The following is a 16,804-nucleotide window of genomic DNA, read 5'->3' on the forward strand; positions in this document are numbered from 1 at the left end:
CGCAATTATTCTGCATCGCCCCACTTGGTCAGAACCCACTGGAGATGTTTCTTAATTTTCAGGAAGGCCGTCACCAGCGTGGGGTCAAAGTGGGCTCCGGCCTCTTCTGCGATGTGTTTCAGGGCCTTCTCTATAGGCCAGGCTTCCTTGTATGGGCGTTTGCTGGTGAGGGCATCGAACACATCTGCCAGGGCGACGATGCGTCCTTCGTAGGGGATCTTTTCGCCGGCCAGCCCCTCGGGGTAGCCGGTGCCGTTCCATTTTTCATGGTGGGTCAGGGCGATGATCCGGGCGTGTTTCAGTAGCTCCGAGTAGTCCTCACCGATGATCTCAGCTCCGATCTGGGGATGGCGTTTCATGGTGGCCCATTCCTCCGCGTTCAGGGGGCCTTTTTTTTGGAGAATGGAGTCAGGAATGCCAATTTTTCCGACATCGTGCATGGGTGCCGCGTTGAAGAGGCGGGCCGCCTCTTTTTGAGAGATTCCAGCCGAGAGGGCGGTCATACGAGCGTAGTGACTCATTCGGATGATGTGGGCACCGGTTTCGTCATCTTTATACTCCGAGGCCCGACCCAGGCGTTGAATGACTTTCAGGCGGCTGGTCTGCAGTTCATGGGTGCGCCTGTCCACGGCCTTTTCGAGCTCTCGGTTCTGGTTGTAAAGGGCCAGGTGGGTGGCGACCCGTGCCTTTAAAATCGGTGGGCTGATGGGCTTGGTGATGTAGTCCACGGCACCGAGTTGAAACCCCTTCTTTTCATCATCCACGTGGCCCATGGCGGTGACAAAAATGATGGGTATCCGTCGGGTTCTTGGGTCTTCCTTCAAGGCTCTGCAAAGCTCGTATCCATCGAGTCCGGGCATCATCACGTCCAGAAGCAGAAGATCCGGCACGTGTTTGAATGCGGCCTGAAGTCCTTCCTCGCCGTTGGTGGCGAAGGCGAGGTCATAGTGCTCCTTCAAGATGACCCGGATGATCTGAAGATTGGTGGGTTCGTCATCCACGGCGAGTATTTTATGCCTCTCCATCGTTTATTTCTCCATTGAGGGTGATGGCCATGTTACGGAGCACCTTTTGTGTGGCCTCCTCTGCGCCTCGAAAATCAAACTGATCAATTCTATGTTGAAGCCTCAAGCATTCGGTTTCCGGGATGCAGGCCGTCCCCGGTGCGAGCAGGGGGGCGACTTGGTCCGGGTTGTCCGAGGCCAGGGCGGTGAGTAATTGATGGAACCAGGCACGGCAGTGGTCGAGGGGGATGTCGGGTGGCTCCGATGAGGGGGACGGCGGTTTTTCTGACAGGTTTTCCAAGGCATTGGAGACGCTGTGGAAGGCGGGGGTCAGGCTTTCAATCAAGGGTCTTATGGACTCTGTGTCCCCTGTGGGCAGAAGCAGGGCGATGTCTTTACAGGTTTTGTGTACCTCTGTCATGCAGAGATTGGCCGCGGCCCCTGTGATGGCATGAACCTGTTCGTAAAGGGTGTCGATTTTGCCTTCCTCCATGGCGTGGATCAGGGTGCGGGGCGTTTTCGCGAATTTCTGAACAAAGGAGGAGAGGGATTGGAGATACACCGGGGGGTGCTGCCATGTTTTCATGGCTTGCGTGGTATCGACCCCCTTTATCTGAGGCCATGGGGTGGCCTGGAAAGGGAGATCCGTGACCTTGGTGGCGCGGGTGTGGGTGGCGATGGCGATATAGAGGCGCTCGAAATCAATGGGCTTGGTGATCACATCATTCATGCCGGCATTCAGGCACTCCTTGACATCCTGTTTGCCGGCACTGGCCGTCAGGCCGATGATGGGAATCTGGGGACAGGTCTCGCCGCAACGGATGGCCCGGGTCGCTTCAAGGCCATCCATTTCGGGCATGTGGATGTCCATCAGGATGAGGTCAAAGGGCTCCTCAGACAGGGCGTCAAGGGCCTCCCGGCCGTTGGGTACGGCCCGGGTTTTGTGGCCCTGTTGTTTCAGACGAATCATGATGAGTTTGGCGTTTTCAGAGATATCTTCAGCCACCAGGATGGAGAGGCGTGCGGGGGGAGGGTCGGGGTGTCGGGTTTCGAGGACCGGTGAAGGGGGCCGCAGTGCTTTGGCCTCGGGAAGGTGAAGGGCGATGTGAAAGGTGCTGCCGGTGTCCACCTGACTTTCCACCCAGAGGGTGCCACCCATAAGCTCCAGAAGCTCCCTGGAAATGGAAATGCCCAGGCCGGTGCCCCCGTAGCTTCGGGTGGTGGAGTCGTCGGCCTGGGCAAAGGGTTCAAAGATGCTTTTCAGTTTGTTTTCGGGGATGCCGATGCCTGTGTCTTTGATATAAAAGTGGATTTCATCGTCTTTCAGGGGCTCTACGTGAATGTCCACCCCGCCATGGTGGGTGAATTTCACGGCGTTTGACAGGAGGTTAAAGAGGACTTGCCTGAGGCGCATGGGGTCGCCAGAACAGAATTCGGGAAGGGGGCTGCCCATGAATAACTGGAGGGAGAGCCCCTTTTCCCGTGCAGTGATCTCCATGGTTTGGGTGATGTCACGGAGAAGATGGGCCAGATTGAAGGGGGTTTTGTCCAACGCCAGGCGTCCCCCTTCGAGTTTGGAGAGGTCCAGAATGTCGTCCAGAATGCCGAGCAGGCTCCAGGCGGAGCGGTGGGCGATGTCCAGATAGTGCCGAAGTTCTTCGGGCAGCTCCCGGTTTTCCAGGGTGAGGCCGAGAAACCCCAGTAAGGCATTCATGGGGGTCCGGATTTCGTGGCTCATATTGGAGATGAAGTTTGATTTCGCCTGGTTGGCGGCTTCGGCTTTTTCCATGGCTATTTTCAGATCTTTGGTGCGTTCGTGGATCATATTGCGCAGATTGTCCCGATGTTTTGCGAGCTCGGCATCCGCTTTTTTCTGGTGGGTGATGTCTGAAAGGGAGCCGACAAAGAGTTGTTCATCGGAGATGTTGATTTCGGAGACGGCGATCCAGATAGGGAACACGTCCCCATTTTTGTTTCTTCCCTTGACCTCCTGACCGGTCCCGATGATTTTTTTGATCCCGGACTGAAGATAACGATGCAGGTATGTGTTGTGGTTTGCCGGGTAGGGCATGGGCATGAGGTGGCGGATATTTTCTCCGATCATCTCTTCGGCCGTGTATCCGAAGATATGCTCTGCGGCTTTGTTAAAGGATCGAAGCGTCCCGGAGTGGTCGATGGTGACGAGGGCAGAGGCGGCGTTGTCGATGATGGCAGAGAGCTGCATCGCGTTCTCGGACAACTGTTTGTCCCGAACCTGGAGTTGGGTTTGCATCCCTTCGAAGGTATGAATGAATGGCCCGAATTCATCTCCCCTTTGGGGGGGGAGCTCTGTCTTAAATTCGCCGTCTGCGATTTTGCGGGCGGCCTGAGTCAGGTGATTTAGAGGTTGGGTTACCCCCCACGTGAGGCATAAAAGCAGGCCGACAAGCAGCAAGAGGGGGGCGACTATGAGAAAGATCCCCATGCGGATGGCGGCCTGGAGACGCCAGGCTGTGAAGAGTTCGAGCTCAGCCCCTGTGAAGACCTCAGGGGCGGGAGGGGCTCCGGGGAACCACCAGAAGAGAGAACCTGCCAGCAGGATGAGGGTGAAGCACATCACCCATAAGATGACTCTTAGACGAAGGCTCATGAAAGGCGATCCTTTGAAGGCTCGGAAAACGATGGATGGGTGGCCATGCCCGAAGGGCGGTTGCGGGTTGAATGGTCATGCTTTTGCCTGGGAGTGGAGGTCTGGATCCGTGTTCGGCGAATTGAAGCGAGAGGGGCTCAGGCGGAACCCGTTATGCTGGATGTGCTGGAGATACAAAGTATACCACAGATTGGGTGGGACCTTAAAGATTCATGAAAAAGTGCATTGAATCCTCTGAAGAGCCTGTGTAGAGTACGGAGACGCCATCCGTTAGTCCTTTTTACGCCAGACGTTGGAGAAGATCGTCCATGGATACCTATGCCATCGTTCGTCCCGAGCACCTGAATCATCATGGGTACCTCTTTGGTGGTGCCCTGCTTAAATGGATTGATGAATATGCCTGGCTTGTCGCCTCCCGGGATTTTCCCGGATGTACCCTGGTGACCATCGGCATGGCTGACATTGTGTTTAAGTATCGGGTCATCAGTGGCTCGATCTTGAGGTTTCAGATCGAACCGGTGAAAAAAGGAGGCTCCTCGGTGCGTTATGGGGTGGAGGTTTTCTCCGATGAGCCGGGGGCTACGCAGGAGAAACATGTGTTTTCCACCACCATCACTTTTGTCGGGCTTGATGAGCAGGGGAGAAAAACACCGCTTCCGGGGGATGTTCGATATCGATCCCTGGGTGGGAGGACGTTGACGGCTTGATGACATGGCCTCGGCAGGTGGGCAGTCGGAGTTTTAAATTTTAAGGGATCCCCATGTACCTTTTCGTTTTTGTCTTGTTGTTTCTGGCCATACTCTATGGCCCCCAGAGGTGGGCACGCCATATCCTGGCCCGTTATAACCGGAAAGAGTACTTTTCCGGTACCGGCCTGGAGTTTGCCCGTCTCTTGGTCGGAGCGCTCGATCTGAAGGAGGTCAAGGTAGAGGTCTCCCTTTCCGGGGATCATTATGATCCTGAAAAAAAGTGTGTGGCCCTCGGGCCAGCGTTTGCCGAGCGCCGAACCCTCGCAGCGGTCGTGGTGGCAAGCCATGAAGTGGCCCATGCCCAACAGGCCGCCCAAGGCTACCCTCCCTTTTATGCCCGAATACGCCTGATCAAGCTGGCCGAAGCGGTCGAGCGGGCCGGGTATCTTGTCTTTATCCTCTTGCCCTTGGTGGGTCTGGTCACGCGGTCTCCCATCATCGGCGTTTTTATGCTTGTCGGCGCGGGGTTCGTTCTGATCATGCCGCTTCTGGTCCACCTCATCACCCTGCCCGTAGAGCTTGACGCGAGCTTTCATCGCGCCCTGCCCCTCCTCATGTCCGGTCCTTATATTCCCGAAGAGGATCTTCCGGCGGCCCGCAGAATTTTGATTGCCTGTGCGCTCACCTATGTGGTGGCCGCTTTGGCTGGGTTTTTTAACCTCTGGCGATGGGCCAGGGTGCTGCGGCGTTGATTTTTCTTGCGGGTGGCACATCTCGCGCCGGAATCCATGCGTTATGAAACGTTAACCATTTTTTTTAGAAAAAATATACAAGGACAGTGAGGCAACGATATGGCCCGTACAAAGAGGATTCTTTCCGTCACCGGGATGCACTGTGTGAATTGCGCAAACGGTGTGGAGCAGGCGTTGTCGTCTGTGGAAGAGGTGACGGTGACCTGCCGGGAGGAGATGGCAGGTGAGGTGCTGGTGTCTGCCATTGAGGGGGCCGGGTTTTCGGCTTCTGCGGTGGATGAGTCCCTGGGGGACACCGGTGCGGAGGCGGAGGCCGCCTATCTGGCCGATGAGCGGAAAAAATTCCTGGTGGGTCTGGGGCTCTCCCTGCCCTTGTTTTTTATCAGCATGGGCCGTGATTTTTCCCTTCTGGGGGCTTGGAGCCACGGGGTCTGGGTGAGCTGGTTGTTTCTGGTGCTGGCAACGCCCGTGCAGTTCTACACCGGCATGGATTATTATAAGGGGGGCTGGACCAGCCTGAAAAACGGCAGCGCCAACATGGATGTTCTGGTGGCCCTGGGTTCCTCCGTGGCCTATGTTTATTCGATTGTGGTTCTGCTGATTCCAGCGGCAGGCGACCATGTCTATTTTGAAACCTCTGCCTTGATTATTACCCTGATCAAGCTGGGCAAGATGCTGGAAGCCCGAACGAAAAAACGGACCGGTGGCGCCCTACGTAACCTCATGGCCCTGCGCCCGGATACGGCCCTTCGGGTTGAGGGGGGCGTGGAGACCGAGGTGCCTCTGGACCGGGTGAAAGCCGGGGATACCCTGGCCGTCAAGCCCGGGGCTTCCATTGCCGTGGATGGGGTTGTGGCTTCCGGGGGCTCCACCGTGGATGAGTCCATGCTGACCGGGGAGTATCTTCCCGTGGATAAAGCCGAAGGGGACGCGGTGACGGGAGGGACCTTGAATATTGACGGGGCCTTTTATATGACAGCTCTTAAAGTGGGGCGGGAGACGGCCCTCTCCCGCATCATTGCCCTGGTCAAGGAGGCGCAAGGATCCAAGGCCCCCATGCAGCAGCTGGCCGATCAGGTGGCGGCGGTGTTTGTTCCGGCGGTGATTCTTATCGCCCTGGTTACCTTTGGTGTTTGGTTTTTTCTCACCGGTGAGTTCTCCGTGGCCATGATTCGCATGGTGGCGGTTCTGGTCATCGCCTGCCCGTGCGCCCTGGGCCTTGCCACGCCGACGGCGGTGATGGCCGGTACCGGCAAAGCCGCGGAGCGCGGGATTCTCTTTAAAAACAGCGAGACCCTCGAAAAATGTGCGGGGCTGGACACGGTGGTCCTCGACAAAACCGGCACCCTCACCGAAGGCCGGCCCCGCATCGCCCATGTGGTGCCCATGAACGGAGAGACCGAATCGCGTCTGGTGCGTCTCGCGGCGGCCGTGGAAGAGGGCTCTGAACATCCGGTGGGGCGTGCTGTCGTTGATTATGCAGGGCTCGTAGGCAACTTTAGAAGTCCGGCCACTGAGTTTCTCGCCCATGGGGGCAGAGGGGTCGAAGGGGTGGTGGATGGGGAACGGATTCGGGTGGGCAAGCCCGACTGGTTGCGATCTCTGGGTATTGCGTTTCACCATGAGGAAGAAGTGTTGGCGTCTCTGGAAGCTGGAGGCAACACCACCGTGGTCGTGGAGTCGCAAGGAAAAATCCTTGGTTTTATTGCGGTGACCGATACCTTGAAGCCCGATTCCGAGCGGGCCGTGGCCACCCTGCATCACATGGGCCTTTCCGTGATTATGCTCACCGGGGACAACGCCGCCAGCGCCCGGGTGATGGCCAAGGCCGCCGGGATCGATCGGGTGGTAGCCGATGTGCTTCCCCACGAGAAAGGCGAGACGGTGATGGGGCTTCAGGCCGAGGGGAAACGTCTGGCCATGGTGGGGGACGGCATCAACGATGCCCCGGCCCTGGCGTCTGCCGACGTGGGCATCGCCATCGGAACCGGTACGGACGTGGCCATGGAGACCGCCGAGGTGGTCCTCGCTTCGGGGAGCCTTTCCGGCATTGCCGAGGCCATCGGCATCGGGCGCGCGACCCGTCGTACCATTCGCCAGAACCTTTTTTTCGCCTTCTTCTACAACATCATCCTGATTCCCGTGGCCGCCGGGGCCTGGCATGGTGTGGAGGCCCTCCCCATGATGTTGCGTGAACTCCATCCCATCGCCGCGGCCGCCGCCATGAGCCTGTCCAGCGTGACGGTGGTCTCCAACAGCCTGAGGTTGTATCGTCGAAAATAGCGGACGGCGGGGACAAACAGAAAAGAAGCATTAAAGGATGACGGCTTGTTGGCATGGGCCGTGACAAAAAAAAGGCGGGCCCCCTCATGGGGACCCGCCTTTCTGTTTTCCAAACAGCAGGGCCAGAAGGCCTGTTTCTCCGCTGTTAGCCCATGCCCTTGAAGCCGAAGAAGGCCAGGGCGATGAAGCCGGCAGTGATGAGGCCGATGGAGGTGTCCCTTAAGGGGCGGGGCACTCGGGCCAGAATTACGCGCTCGCGGACGCCTGCAAAGAGGACGAGGGCGAGGCCGAAGCCGGTGGCGTAGCAGAACGAAGAGATCAGGGCCTGCAGAAAGGTGTACTCTTCGTTGATGTTGATGAGACAAACACCCATTACCGCACAGTTGGTGGTAATCAGGGGCAGGAAGATGCCCAGTCCGGCATAGAGGGAGGGCATGCTCTTTTTAAGGAACATCTCCACAAACTGCACCAGGGAGGCGATGATGAGGATGAAGGCCACGGTTCGCAGGAACTGAAGGTCCATGGGCTTCAAAATAGCCGCTTCCACCACCCAGGTGGTGATGCCCGCCATCACCAGGACGAAGATGACGGCCATGCTCATGCCCACGGCGGTGTCCATGCTCTTGGAGGTCCCCAGAAAGGGGCAGGAGCCCAGGTTCTGGGTAAGCATGATGTTGTTGACGAAGATGCAGCTGATGGCCAGCAGAATGTATTCGGTCATGGTTTTCGCGCCTCCTTATCTATTTCGACGATGCGATGTTCATGAGACAGAGGAGAATGCCCAGCCCGATGAACGCGCCGGGGGCCTCAACCATGAAGGTGAAGGGTTGAAAAGCGGCTCCGAAAACGGTGTGCCCCAGAAAAGTCCCTGCCCCAAGTACTTCCCGAAAGGCGCCGAGAACGGCCAGGGAGAGGGTGAAGCCCATGCCGATGCCCAGGCCGTCGGCCAGGGAGTGGGCCACGTCGTTCTTGCAGGCAAAGGCCTCAGCCCGCCCCAGAACGATACAGTTCACCACGATCAGGGGGATAAAAATCCCCAGCTTCAGGTAGAGGGGATAGGTAAAGGCCTGCATCAGAAATTCCACCACGGTGACGAAGGTGGCGATGATGGTGATAAAGCAGGCGATACGGATCTTCTGCGGAATGACGTTTCTCAACATGGAGATAAGCATGTTGGAGCAGACCAGCACGAAGGTGGTGGCAACGCCCATGCCGATGCCGTTTTCGACGGATCGGGTAACGGCCAGGACCGGGCAGAGGCCCAGCACCAGACGAAATGGGGGAATCTCTTCCCAGAGACCCTTGACGAACTCCTGGGTTAATGACTTGGCCATCAGTTGGCTCCTCCTTGCGATGCGAGGTTGTCCATGCTTTTTGAAAGTTCCGGCTTGAGGCGTTTGTACACCGCGTTGGCTTCGTTCACGGCCACGCAGACAGCGCGGCTGGTGATGGTGGCGCCGGAGATCGCGTCAATGCTGCCGCCGTCTTTGCTTACCGCGGCCACCTGATCCACGCCTGAGCCTTCGAACTGGGCGACGAAGGAGGGGTCCTCCTTGGCTTTGGAGCCAAAGCCCGGGGTCTCGGTGGAGATGGTGACGCCGCTGCCGACGATGGTGTCGTTGTCGAGGTCAAAGGCCACCAGGAGACCGACGTTTCCGGCAAATCCTTTGCCGAAGGCCTCGAGGGTGACAATGTTTTGATCGCCGATCTTGCCGGGGAAGATGGTGTGTGACACCTCGCCGTCTTTGATCTTGAAACGATCGTTCATGGGGTCATTCTCCGCATCCGCGAGGATGGCTCGAATGACCGGCTCTTTTTGGAATTTTAACTGCTGGTACTCGATGCGATCCATCGTCAGGCCCCGTACCCCGGCGAGGACGCCGCCGGATACGGCGGTGAACACGGCAAGCACCAGTACCATCTTAAACATGTCGTTCATTTTACACCTTTCCCAAAGCTTTCGGTCGGATCATGTCGAGAATGGGGTTTGCCAGGTTCATAAGAAGCACGGCAAAAAGAACTCCATCCACCCAGACGCCTTTGTTTCTGATCAGCACGGTGAGCATGCCGCCCCCGAAGCCGTAGATAAGCATGGGGATGAGGTTCACCGGTGAAGAGGAATCTTCCGTGGCCAGAAAGAAGGCCCCCACCAGCGTGTAGCCGGTGAGAAGGTGGAAGACAGGGCCTGCGTAGAGGTCCGGGTTGCTCATGTTGAACAGGAAGGCCGCAACAAAGACCCCGCCCAGAAAGGAGAGACAGATCTCCCAGCTGCTGATACCCCGGATCATGAGGAAAATGCCGCCGAGGATCAGCCCGGCACCGCAGACAGCGCCGATGCCTCCGGCCTGGTGGCCAAAGAGAAGCTCCAGGGGGGGGTAAAGGGAGGCGGTCTCTGCACCGAAAAATTTTACATTGATCAGCGGATCCACCATGGACCAGGCCATGTCGTAATTGACGAGCATGCCGTTAAAGTTCATGAGGTGGGGCCAGGAGACCGTCAGGACCGCTGCCGAAAGGGCCGGTGGGCAAAAGGGATTGCCCCCGATCCCGCCAAAGGCGATCTTGCTCATGATGATGGCCACAAAGGTGCCGGTGATGACCATCCACCAGGGGGCCGTGGCCGGCAGCAGCATGGAGAGGATCAGGCCAATCATGGCGGCGTTGCCGTCACCGATGGTGGGCTGCTGCTTCATGAGGGTGTTGGCGGTCAATTCCCAGAAAATGGACGATGCCACTGCCAGAGCAGACACCCCCACTGCCGGAGCCCCGAAGAGGAACCAGCCGGGAATCAGGGCCACCAGGGCGGCGGCCATGATGAGATAGCTGCGTTTCATCACGGTGCAGGCGTCCCTGTAGAAGGGCGCATGGGATACAATCAGTTTCGTTGAATCAGTCATTTGAGCCTCCCATTTCAGCACTTTTTTTACTCTCGGCAAGGGTGTGCCGCGCCAGCATAATCTGCTGGAACAGGGGCATTTTGGCCACGCAGATAAAGCTGCAGAGGCCACATTCCACACAGGCGTCGAGGTCGTACTTTTCCACCGCCTCTTCGTAGAGACCGTTTTCCAGCATGCGGATCAGAAGGTTCACCGGGATGTTGGCCGGGCAGACGCGCACACACTTTCCACAGTTGATGCAGTAGGTGTCGGTGAGTCGCGGCATGTTTTCGGGACCATGGCAGAGAATGGCGTCGGTGTCGGGGTCCACGGGAAAATTTGGGGTGTAGACCGAGACGCCGGTGAGGGGGCCGCCCACGATGAGGTGATCCCGCTTGACAAGTGTTTCTCCCGCTGCCTCAAAGATTTGCGTGATGGGGGTGCCGATGCGGGCATTCACCAACCGGGTCTCTTTGTTTTTCAGGGTGAGGGTGACGAGTTTTTCCTGGGGAAGGGAGCGGGTACGCAGGGCCTTTCCCGTGGCGGCCACCGCTTCGGCGCTGAAGAGGAGGAATCCCGATTCTTCGAGGGTTTTCCCCGCTTCAATGGGCTTGCCGGCAAGACGCCCTGCAAGGAGAATGGGGTTGCCGTTGGGGTAAAGGTTTTTAATCCCCACGGTCTCACATCCGGTATCCTGGGCCTCGGCTTCCAGATATTTGGGAAGGGCCAGAACCACGCGAGCCTTTGGAGCCAGCTCTTTGATGTAGTCCGCGCCCCGTTTAAAATCGGTTTTGCGGGCCAGAAGAGCATACTGGTTGACGTTGGTCAGGAGGTCTTGCTCCAGTGCGCTTAAGATGACGGTGTGGATGCCGTCGTTTGCCAGACGGGTGAAGGGGGGCCGTCCCGGAAGTTGGGAAAGAAAGGCCAGGCTTTCTGTTCCTTTGGTGTCTGCCTCCAGGGCGTCTGAAAAGGCGGGAGATGTTTCCCCCTCTTCGCTGGTCGCAATATTGATCAGGGCGAAGTGACGTCCATAGTTACCGGTGCGGGTTTCCACGCTGGTAATGGTGCCGGACACCGGTGCTGAGACGTTTTTTGTCTCTTCATCAAAAAGTCCGTAGAGTGCTCCTCGTTGAACCTCCACCCCTTTTTTCAGGGCAGTTTTCTTTTTATCCACGAGGCTTTTCTGGTCGGTACCCACCTGAATCTGGAGGGTGACTTCCCCGGGAAGAGCGGTGTCTACGGGGTCGGGGAGTCCGCCCTTCACCGTCTCGTAGGGCAGTTTTGCCGCCAGGTAGCCGAAAAACGATCGTCGTATCATTGTAGTAGTCTCAGTCCCTGTTTGTGATGGTGTTTTTCCCGATGAATCGCACCCCGGGCTCGGATCTCATTGAGTTCCAGCAGGGTCTTGCGCCGATATGGCATCCTGGATGCAAGGGGGCGTTGGCATCATCAAATGGTGAATTGGCCCGTTACTTGGGCGTGGCATGGCATGCCGCGCACTCGGCGGGGCCGGCGTCCATCTCTTCGTGGCAACCGATACACTGGGCATGCATGGCGTCGGTTCGACCCATCACATCGTCGTCGCCCGAGGCGCCGGGTTCATGGCATTCGCTGCAGGTGTACACTTCATCTCCGTCATCCAGATTGTGGTGACATGAAGCGCAATCCACATCGTATTCCCCGATATGGACCTGATGGGTAAAGAGCACGTCCCCTGCGCTTCCTTTGAAGAGCATACGAACTGGTTCTTCAGGCGCTTCGGGCTTCAGCACCGTGTAACAAAGCGCTGCTGCGGCCAATAGAACCAATCCCAGTATTACGGCCAGTTTCCTCTCGTTTTCTGGGCGCATCCTAAGTCAACTTCCTCTCTCTTGCTTGCAGATCTTTAATTGAAATGGCAGGCCCGTTCATTACCGGACCACAGGCGGTCCGGAGTGCGGTGTGCCCATGCGCAAAACATCCCTGTCGTATCGGCCGGTTCTGCGTCTGTTTTTCCAAAAAGATTCTGAGTGGTTAAATATTGAGTGTGTCCTTCAAGCTCGTATGGCGTGTCTCCACATCCCCTTCTTGTGTGGATGACATGCTCAGAGCAGCGCTTTTTTTAAAACGCAGTGGTCGCTTTGCGCCCTGCCATAGATCCGAAGGATTACATTTTTTGACCATTTCGGGGAGAACCCTTTGAATAAAAAAAGAATTCCGAAATACCCGGCGGCCAAGCTACAAATTGTCTCTCAAATTATCGCAAGAACTGTACCAGAAAACCCTCTTTTTGTGTAGCGATGGATTTTGGAAGGGATGGAGAGATTTGAGCCATAGGCCCTTGGAAAGTACCGATTGACGGCGCATTCGCTCCGTAAATTCGGACTCTACGAGTCTTCTTTTTGGGAAGGTGTTCACAAGGCAGGAGTGGGCAATTCAGGCAAAAAGTTCCTCAAGAAGGAAGGGGTTGGCGAGATGGGACCGCATTCTTACATGAGCGGAACGTCGGGTATAATCCGTGTGATACGAGGGGTGTAGGCTTCGTTTTGAGCAATACGACCTTCGAAAAGACGAATAATGACAAACGCCACAGCCAGTGCGCCAAAGCCTCCGATTCCAGAGGAGAGGGAGGCGTTGATTTCAAGGGCCGGTGCCAGGGTGTTTCCAACAACCGCTCCTGCAATCATGGAGAAGACTGGGAATATGTAGGCCAGCAGAGACATTTTGATGAGTGTTCCCGTGGCGATGGAGACCAGAACCCGATCGCCGACACCTGCCTGGGCGTCATTGATGGCACAGACCTCCATGGCTTTCCCGGAGGCGTGACAGGAGTCCTTGGATGCACACCCTTCGCAGGCGGACGTGCGAATGGTTTCTACCCAGGCGCGACCGTGGGAGGCTGTTTTGATGACGATACCTTCTTCCTGTCTCATGATGTTTCCTTTCAGGGATCTTGGGTGGCAAGGACCCTACCATATAGGATGCCCACCCAAAAATCAAAGCCCTGATTTTTTCCTGTGTCTGCTGGGCGACGGGTGGGGGACCGCGCTTGTGTGCGGCCTCGTTTTGACGCCACCAACGGGAAAGACCCGCATCGTCGACCGTGACTCTTGGGGTGGAGAGAATAAAAAACGGGGGGATGGTTTTGGATTCTCTATTCAAGGGTCCGGGGCGATGCGGGTCTGTCACCTTTTATGATCTATGACGGAACATACAACATGTGTGCCAAAGGTGACGCTTGTTTTTTTACCCTGTTATTTCAGGGGGGCAGGCTGTCTGAAAGGGGCCGTGAGTCTTAAATATCGGACTGAGAGATCAAAAAGTCTGAATTTTTGGAAAGCGGGTGCCGTGGCCCGAAAGACGTGTCCATGAATGGAGGTCGGGCAGGGAACCTGGGGGGGGCAAAAAAAAAGATGGGTTTGAAAAAGTGGCATAATTTTTGTAAAGAAGAGCATGTACGAAGACGGGTCGCTACCCGTCCATGGAAGGGTGGGGTCGGAAACGTCACAACGGGATGACTTCCCGGTGAGTCGTGATGGCGCATGGAAACGGTGCCATTCGATGTGACGCCTTTTTTTTCGGAACCACCATTTGCTGAAATGGTATCGCTGTAAAAAGTCAGGTATTTACATTTTGGGAAACCAATTGTAAAGTGACCTCGGCCGTCACCAAACGGCGGAGGTCAGGACGTTTGATCGTCCCCATGGCTTTTGCCACCTTTATCAAGACAGTGTGGCGGGTAATTCAAGGCGACCCGGGGGGTTGCCAGAACCAACACCAAATATCCTTATTAATGGGGTAGTTATGACCATTGTTATTCCTTTATTGGTACTTTGTGGGCTGGGAGCTGCCATCGGCCTGCTGCTTGCCCTTGCAGACAAAAAACTAGCCGTTGAGACCAACCCTCTCATTGATGCGGTTATCGACATTCTTCCGGCGGGTAACTGCGCCAACTGCGGTTATGCCGGATGCGCTCAGTACGCCGAGGCCGTTGTCGAAAATCCGGCGGTTCGTCCCGACCTTTGTACGCCGGGTGGTAACGAAGCGGCGCAGAAGATTGCGGAGCTGACCGGGAAAAAAGCGGCCGAAATTAAACCTGTGAAAGCGGTGGCCCGCTGCAAGGGCTGTCCCGAAACCAACAGCACCACCAAATACATCTATAACGGCTTAAACGACTGCGAGGCCGCCGCCAACCTTTTCGCCGGGGAAAAGGGCTGTGAGTATGGCTGCCTGGGTCTTGGGAACTGTGTTCGGGCCTGTCCCTTCGATGCCCTTGTGATCGGGGAACTCAATGTGCCCGTGGTCAACATCGAGAAATGCGTGGGTTGTGGCCTGTGCGTCACGGCATGTCCCCGTGGCATCATGGCCCTTGTTCCCGATAATGCTGTCAGCGTGATCGGCTGCCAGAACCGCCAGAAGGGTGGCCAGACCAAGAAGGTGTGCAACGTGGGATGTATCGGCTGCCGCCTCTGCGTGAAAGCCTGCCCCCATGATGCCATGAAGGTCGTGGATAACCTTTGCGAGATCGATTACGACAAGTGTCAGTTCTGCGAAGATGCCCCCTGCCTCCAGGTGGACTGTAAGCCAGGGGTGATTGCTCCGGGTTACGGCGCTCCCATCAAGTTCCTGACCGGAAAAATCACCGAATTGGCCGGTGCCATCGACGCCGTGGGCAAAGAGGCGGTGAACTTGGATGCTGCCGTTGAGGTGACCAAAGACGAGAGCGCACCGAAAGAAGAGAAAAAGGAGACGGCTGAAATCGAAGCCTGATCTTCTGTCATCGTTTAAGTGAAAAAAATGAGGGGCGTCAACCTGCTGGGTTGGCGCCTTTTTTGTTTTGGAGGGACGGTGCCGAGAGCATCTCCAGGGTGGCTTTCATGAAGGGGAGGAGATCGGTTTCGATGATGAGGTCGCTGATGGAGTGGATGGCGGCGTTGGGGTCCCGGTTGACGGAGACCACGGTGGTCTTTTGGGAAATGCTCGCCAGATGCTGGGTGGAGCCGGAGATTCCAAGGGCGATATAGAGCTCTGCGGAGACCGAGGTGCCGGTGATGCCCACCTGACAGGGGTAGGGCATCCAACCCATGTCCACGAGGGGGCGGGAGCACGCCTTGGCAGCCTCAGGGAGGGCTTCTGCAAAGTGGTTGAACAGGGGCAGGTTTTCTCGGCTTTCGAGACCTCGTCCCACAGAGACCACCACCCGGGCGCCGGAAAGATTCGAAGCGCTCTCATTTCGGGCGTGGGTGGAGAGGATCTGGGTCGGTCCTTTGGAGACAGCGATCCGCTTCAGGGTCAGGGATCCGGGGGTCACAGCCCGAGGGGCGGAGGGCAGAGTCCCGGGTTGAAGGGTGACCACCGCACCCATTGGGGCTTCCACGTGCAGGCGTAATTTCCCCCCTCCAGCGGCGCGGTAGAATGTTCCGGAATTCCTGTCAAAGGCCACCACGCCGGAGACAAGGGGGAGCCCCAGGGCAATGGCCAGGGCAGGCGCCATATCCATTGATCTGGGCGTGTGGGCAAAGAGAAGATAGCGAACCCCTCGTGTCTTCAGCAGCCCCTTAAATGCCTCTGCCATCTCCATGGCGGAGTGTCCCTCCTCTGTTCCCATAAGGCCCAGGGTCTCCGCCCCGGATTCCTCTGCAAACCACGGGGCTCCTTTCTCGCTTTGCTTTCCGTGCACCAGAGCCAGGATGTCGGAGGGTTTTCCGCTTTTCAGGCGCAGGGCCAGTTCCATGAGCTCCATGGAGACGTCGGGCACCTTGTCGCCGGTCATTTCGATGAGAAGTGCAATCATGGAAGCTCCTTTATGTCTTGAGTACCTGTCGCTCCTGGAGGTAGGCCACGAATTGGGCGGCTTGTTCCTCCGGGGTTCCTGTGATTCTAAGACCTCGACCCCGCCGGGTGGGGGGGGAGGAGCCGGTGACAGGCGTTGTATTTGACGTGGCAGGGGCGTCCCTGGAGGGGATGGGGCGGGTGCGCGCTTGGATCATATGAGAGATATTGGGGTAGCGCGGGATGTTGAACCCCTGCTGGATGGTGACAAGGCAGGGAAAGGGGAGCCTGATGACCTGTCTTGAACCGGCTCCCGCGTCTCGTGTGGCTTCGAGGGTCTTGTTGTCGGAATGGATGAGAAGCTCTTTGACCACCTGACTGACCCAGGGGATACCCAGCATGGCGGCCAGGGCCGGGCCGGTCATGCCCTGCATGAGGTCTTCGCTCATGGCACCGCAGACAATGAGATCCGGGGCGAGATCCTTTAGCACCGGGCGAAGGGCCGCTGCGGTGTCGGTGGCGGAGAGGGGTTCCATCTCTGCCTTGAGGTGAATGGCATTATCAGCGCCCATGCCGAGGCCTCGTCTCAGAGCTTCGGTGACGCGGTCGGGACCGAGGGAGATCAGGGTCAAGGTGACCCCCGGCAGGGACTCTTTGATGCGCAGGGCTTCTTCCAGCGCATGTTCATCCAGGCGGTTGATGCGGAACTCCGAGATGTTCTCCTCCCGGGCCGGTCGAATTTGCGTGGTCCCGAGGCTGTGGATCTGTTTGATCAGAACGGCGATGTGCATGGTTCTATCCTTTTTCGTGGGGTTTACAG

15 protein-coding genes are annotated in these 16,804 nt (G+C 57.2%); 4 read left to right on the plus strand and 11 right to left on the minus strand.

All coding sequences use genetic code 11. The annotated features are described in order from the left end of the window. Positions 1-5 precede the first annotated feature (5 nt). The gene (locus tag Q1Q75_RS01525) at positions 6-1,025 is read right to left on the minus strand and encodes a two-component system response regulator (RefSeq protein ID WP_300667244.1); all 1,020 of its coding nucleotides are present in this window, start codon (positions 1,023-1,025) and stop codon (positions 6-8) included. After that, positions 1,012-3,633 (minus strand): ATP-binding protein, encoded by a 2,622-nt coding sequence (locus Q1Q75_RS01530; protein ID WP_300667245.1) that lies wholly within the window; start codon positions 3,631-3,633, stop codon positions 1,012-1,014. The genes Q1Q75_RS01525 and Q1Q75_RS01530 overlap by 14 nt, the downstream gene beginning before the upstream one ends. 308 nt (positions 3,634-3,941) lie before the next feature. Here Q1Q75_RS01530 and Q1Q75_RS01535 point away from each other — a divergent pair, with 308 nt between their 5' ends. From Q1Q75_RS01535 to Q1Q75_RS01545, 3 genes are all read left to right on the plus strand, one after another. Continuing rightward, a complete protein-coding gene (locus Q1Q75_RS01535) occupies positions 3,942-4,340 on the plus strand; it encodes an acyl-CoA thioesterase (protein WP_300667246.1) in 399 nt (132 codons plus the stop codon). 53 nt (positions 4,341-4,393) lie between these two features. After that, complete coding sequence (locus tag Q1Q75_RS01540; protein WP_300667247.1) at positions 4,394-5,074, plus strand: zinc metallopeptidase; 681 nt, start codon at positions 4,394-4,396, stop codon at positions 5,072-5,074. Between the two features lie 99 nt (positions 5,075-5,173). Further along, positions 5,174-7,357 (plus strand): cation-translocating P-type ATPase, encoded by a 2,184-nt coding sequence (locus Q1Q75_RS01545; protein ID WP_300667248.1) that lies wholly within the window; start codon positions 5,174-5,176, stop codon positions 7,355-7,357. A gap of 145 nt (positions 7,358-7,502) precedes the next feature. On the opposite strand, the gene rsxA is transcribed toward Q1Q75_RS01545, so the two are convergent. The 7 genes from rsxA to Q1Q75_RS01580 form a co-directional block, all read right to left on the minus strand. Continuing rightward, on the minus strand, positions 7,503-8,078 hold the full coding sequence (gene rsxA, locus Q1Q75_RS01550; RefSeq protein WP_300667249.1) for an electron transport complex subunit RsxA: 576 nt from the start codon (positions 8,076-8,078) through the stop codon (positions 7,503-7,505). Between the two features lie 19 nt (positions 8,079-8,097). Then, positions 8,098-8,691: an electron transport complex subunit RsxE gene (locus Q1Q75_RS01555; RefSeq protein ID WP_300667250.1), complete on the minus strand. Its 594-nt coding sequence runs from the start codon at positions 8,689-8,691 to the stop codon at positions 8,098-8,100. Beyond that, positions 8,691-9,296: an RnfABCDGE type electron transport complex subunit G gene (rnfG, locus tag Q1Q75_RS01560; RefSeq protein ID WP_300667251.1), complete on the minus strand. Its 606-nt coding sequence runs from the start codon at positions 9,294-9,296 to the stop codon at positions 8,691-8,693. The genes Q1Q75_RS01555 and rnfG overlap by 1 nt, the downstream gene beginning before the upstream one ends. 1 nt (position 9,297) lies before the next feature. Continuing rightward, positions 9,298-10,254: an RnfABCDGE type electron transport complex subunit D gene (locus Q1Q75_RS01565; RefSeq protein ID WP_300667252.1), complete on the minus strand. Its 957-nt coding sequence runs from the start codon at positions 10,252-10,254 to the stop codon at positions 9,298-9,300. Then, a complete protein-coding gene (locus tag Q1Q75_RS01570) occupies positions 10,247-11,551 on the minus strand; it encodes a 4Fe-4S dicluster domain-containing protein (RefSeq protein WP_300667253.1) in 1,305 nt (434 codons plus the stop codon). Before Q1Q75_RS01570 ends, Q1Q75_RS01565 begins: the two co-directional genes overlap by 8 nt. A 151-nt stretch (positions 11,552-11,702) precedes the next feature. Then, positions 11,703-12,083 (minus strand): cytochrome c3 family protein, encoded by a 381-nt coding sequence (locus Q1Q75_RS01575; RefSeq protein WP_300667254.1) that lies wholly within the window; start codon positions 12,081-12,083, stop codon positions 11,703-11,705. 618 nt (positions 12,084-12,701) lie between these two features. After that, positions 12,702-13,145: a SoxR reducing system RseC family protein gene (locus tag Q1Q75_RS01580; RefSeq protein WP_300667255.1), complete on the minus strand. Its 444-nt coding sequence runs from the start codon at positions 13,143-13,145 to the stop codon at positions 12,702-12,704. Positions 13,146-14,016: 871 nt separating this feature from the next. On the opposite strand from Q1Q75_RS01580, the gene rnfB reads away from it, so the two are divergent. Next, positions 14,017-14,982: an RnfABCDGE type electron transport complex subunit B gene (gene rnfB / locus Q1Q75_RS01585; RefSeq protein ID WP_300667256.1), complete on the plus strand. Its 966-nt coding sequence runs from the start codon at positions 14,017-14,019 to the stop codon at positions 14,980-14,982. A 37-nt stretch (positions 14,983-15,019) separates the two neighbouring features. Here rnfB and Q1Q75_RS01590 read toward each other — a convergent pair whose 3' ends face one another. Beyond that, positions 15,020-16,006 (minus strand): electron transfer flavoprotein subunit alpha/FixB family protein, encoded by a 987-nt coding sequence (locus Q1Q75_RS01590; RefSeq protein WP_300667257.1) that lies wholly within the window; start codon positions 16,004-16,006, stop codon positions 15,020-15,022. A 10-nt stretch (positions 16,007-16,016) separates the two neighbouring features. Further along, positions 16,017-16,775: an electron transfer flavoprotein subunit beta/FixA family protein gene (locus Q1Q75_RS01595; RefSeq protein ID WP_300667258.1), complete on the minus strand. Its 759-nt coding sequence runs from the start codon at positions 16,773-16,775 to the stop codon at positions 16,017-16,019. Positions 16,776-16,804: the final 29 nt, after the last annotated feature.

This window comes from Desulfoluna sp. (assembly GCF_030145185.1).
Classification (GTDB): Bacteria; Desulfobacterota; Desulfobacteria; order Desulfobacterales; family Desulfolunaceae; genus Desulfoluna.

Coding starts and splice junctions, on each gene's coding strand:
- Q1Q75_RS01525 (WP_300667244.1), bottom strand. CDS start 1,025: ATGGAGAGGCATAAAATACTCGCCGTGGATGACGAACCCACCAATCTT.
- Q1Q75_RS01530 (WP_300667245.1), bottom strand. CDS start 3,633: ATGAGCCTTCGTCTAAGAGTCATCTTATGGGTGATGTGCTTCACCCTC.
- Q1Q75_RS01535 (WP_300667246.1), top strand. CDS start 3,942: ATGGATACCTATGCCATCGTTCGTCCCGAGCACCTGAATCATCATGGG.
- Q1Q75_RS01540 (WP_300667247.1), top strand. CDS start 4,394: ATGTACCTTTTCGTTTTTGTCTTGTTGTTTCTGGCCATACTCTATGGC.
- Q1Q75_RS01545 (WP_300667248.1), top strand. CDS start 5,174: ATGGCCCGTACAAAGAGGATTCTTTCCGTCACCGGGATGCACTGTGTG.
- rsxA (WP_300667249.1), bottom strand. CDS start 8,078: ATGACCGAATACATTCTGCTGGCCATCAGCTGCATCTTCGTCAACAAC.
- Q1Q75_RS01555 (WP_300667250.1), bottom strand. CDS start 8,691: ATGGCCAAGTCATTAACCCAGGAGTTCGTCAAGGGTCTCTGGGAAGAG.
- rnfG (WP_300667251.1), bottom strand. CDS start 9,296: ATGAACGACATGTTTAAGATGGTACTGGTGCTTGCCGTGTTCACCGCC.
- Q1Q75_RS01565 (WP_300667252.1), bottom strand. CDS start 10,254: ATGACTGATTCAACGAAACTGATTGTATCCCATGCGCCCTTCTACAGG.
- Q1Q75_RS01570 (WP_300667253.1), bottom strand. CDS start 11,551: ATGATACGACGATCGTTTTTCGGCTACCTGGCGGCAAAACTGCCCTAC.
- Q1Q75_RS01575 (WP_300667254.1), bottom strand. CDS start 12,083: ATGCGCCCAGAAAACGAGAGGAAACTGGCCGTAATACTGGGATTGGTT.
- Q1Q75_RS01580 (WP_300667255.1), bottom strand. CDS start 13,145: ATGAGACAGGAAGAAGGTATCGTCATCAAAACAGCCTCCCACGGTCGC.
- rnfB (WP_300667256.1), top strand. CDS start 14,017: ATGACCATTGTTATTCCTTTATTGGTACTTTGTGGGCTGGGAGCTGCC.
- Q1Q75_RS01590 (WP_300667257.1), bottom strand. CDS start 16,006: ATGATTGCACTTCTCATCGAAATGACCGGCGACAAGGTGCCCGACGTC.
- Q1Q75_RS01595 (WP_300667258.1), bottom strand. CDS start 16,775: ATGCACATCGCCGTTCTGATCAAACAGATCCACAGCCTCGGGACCACG.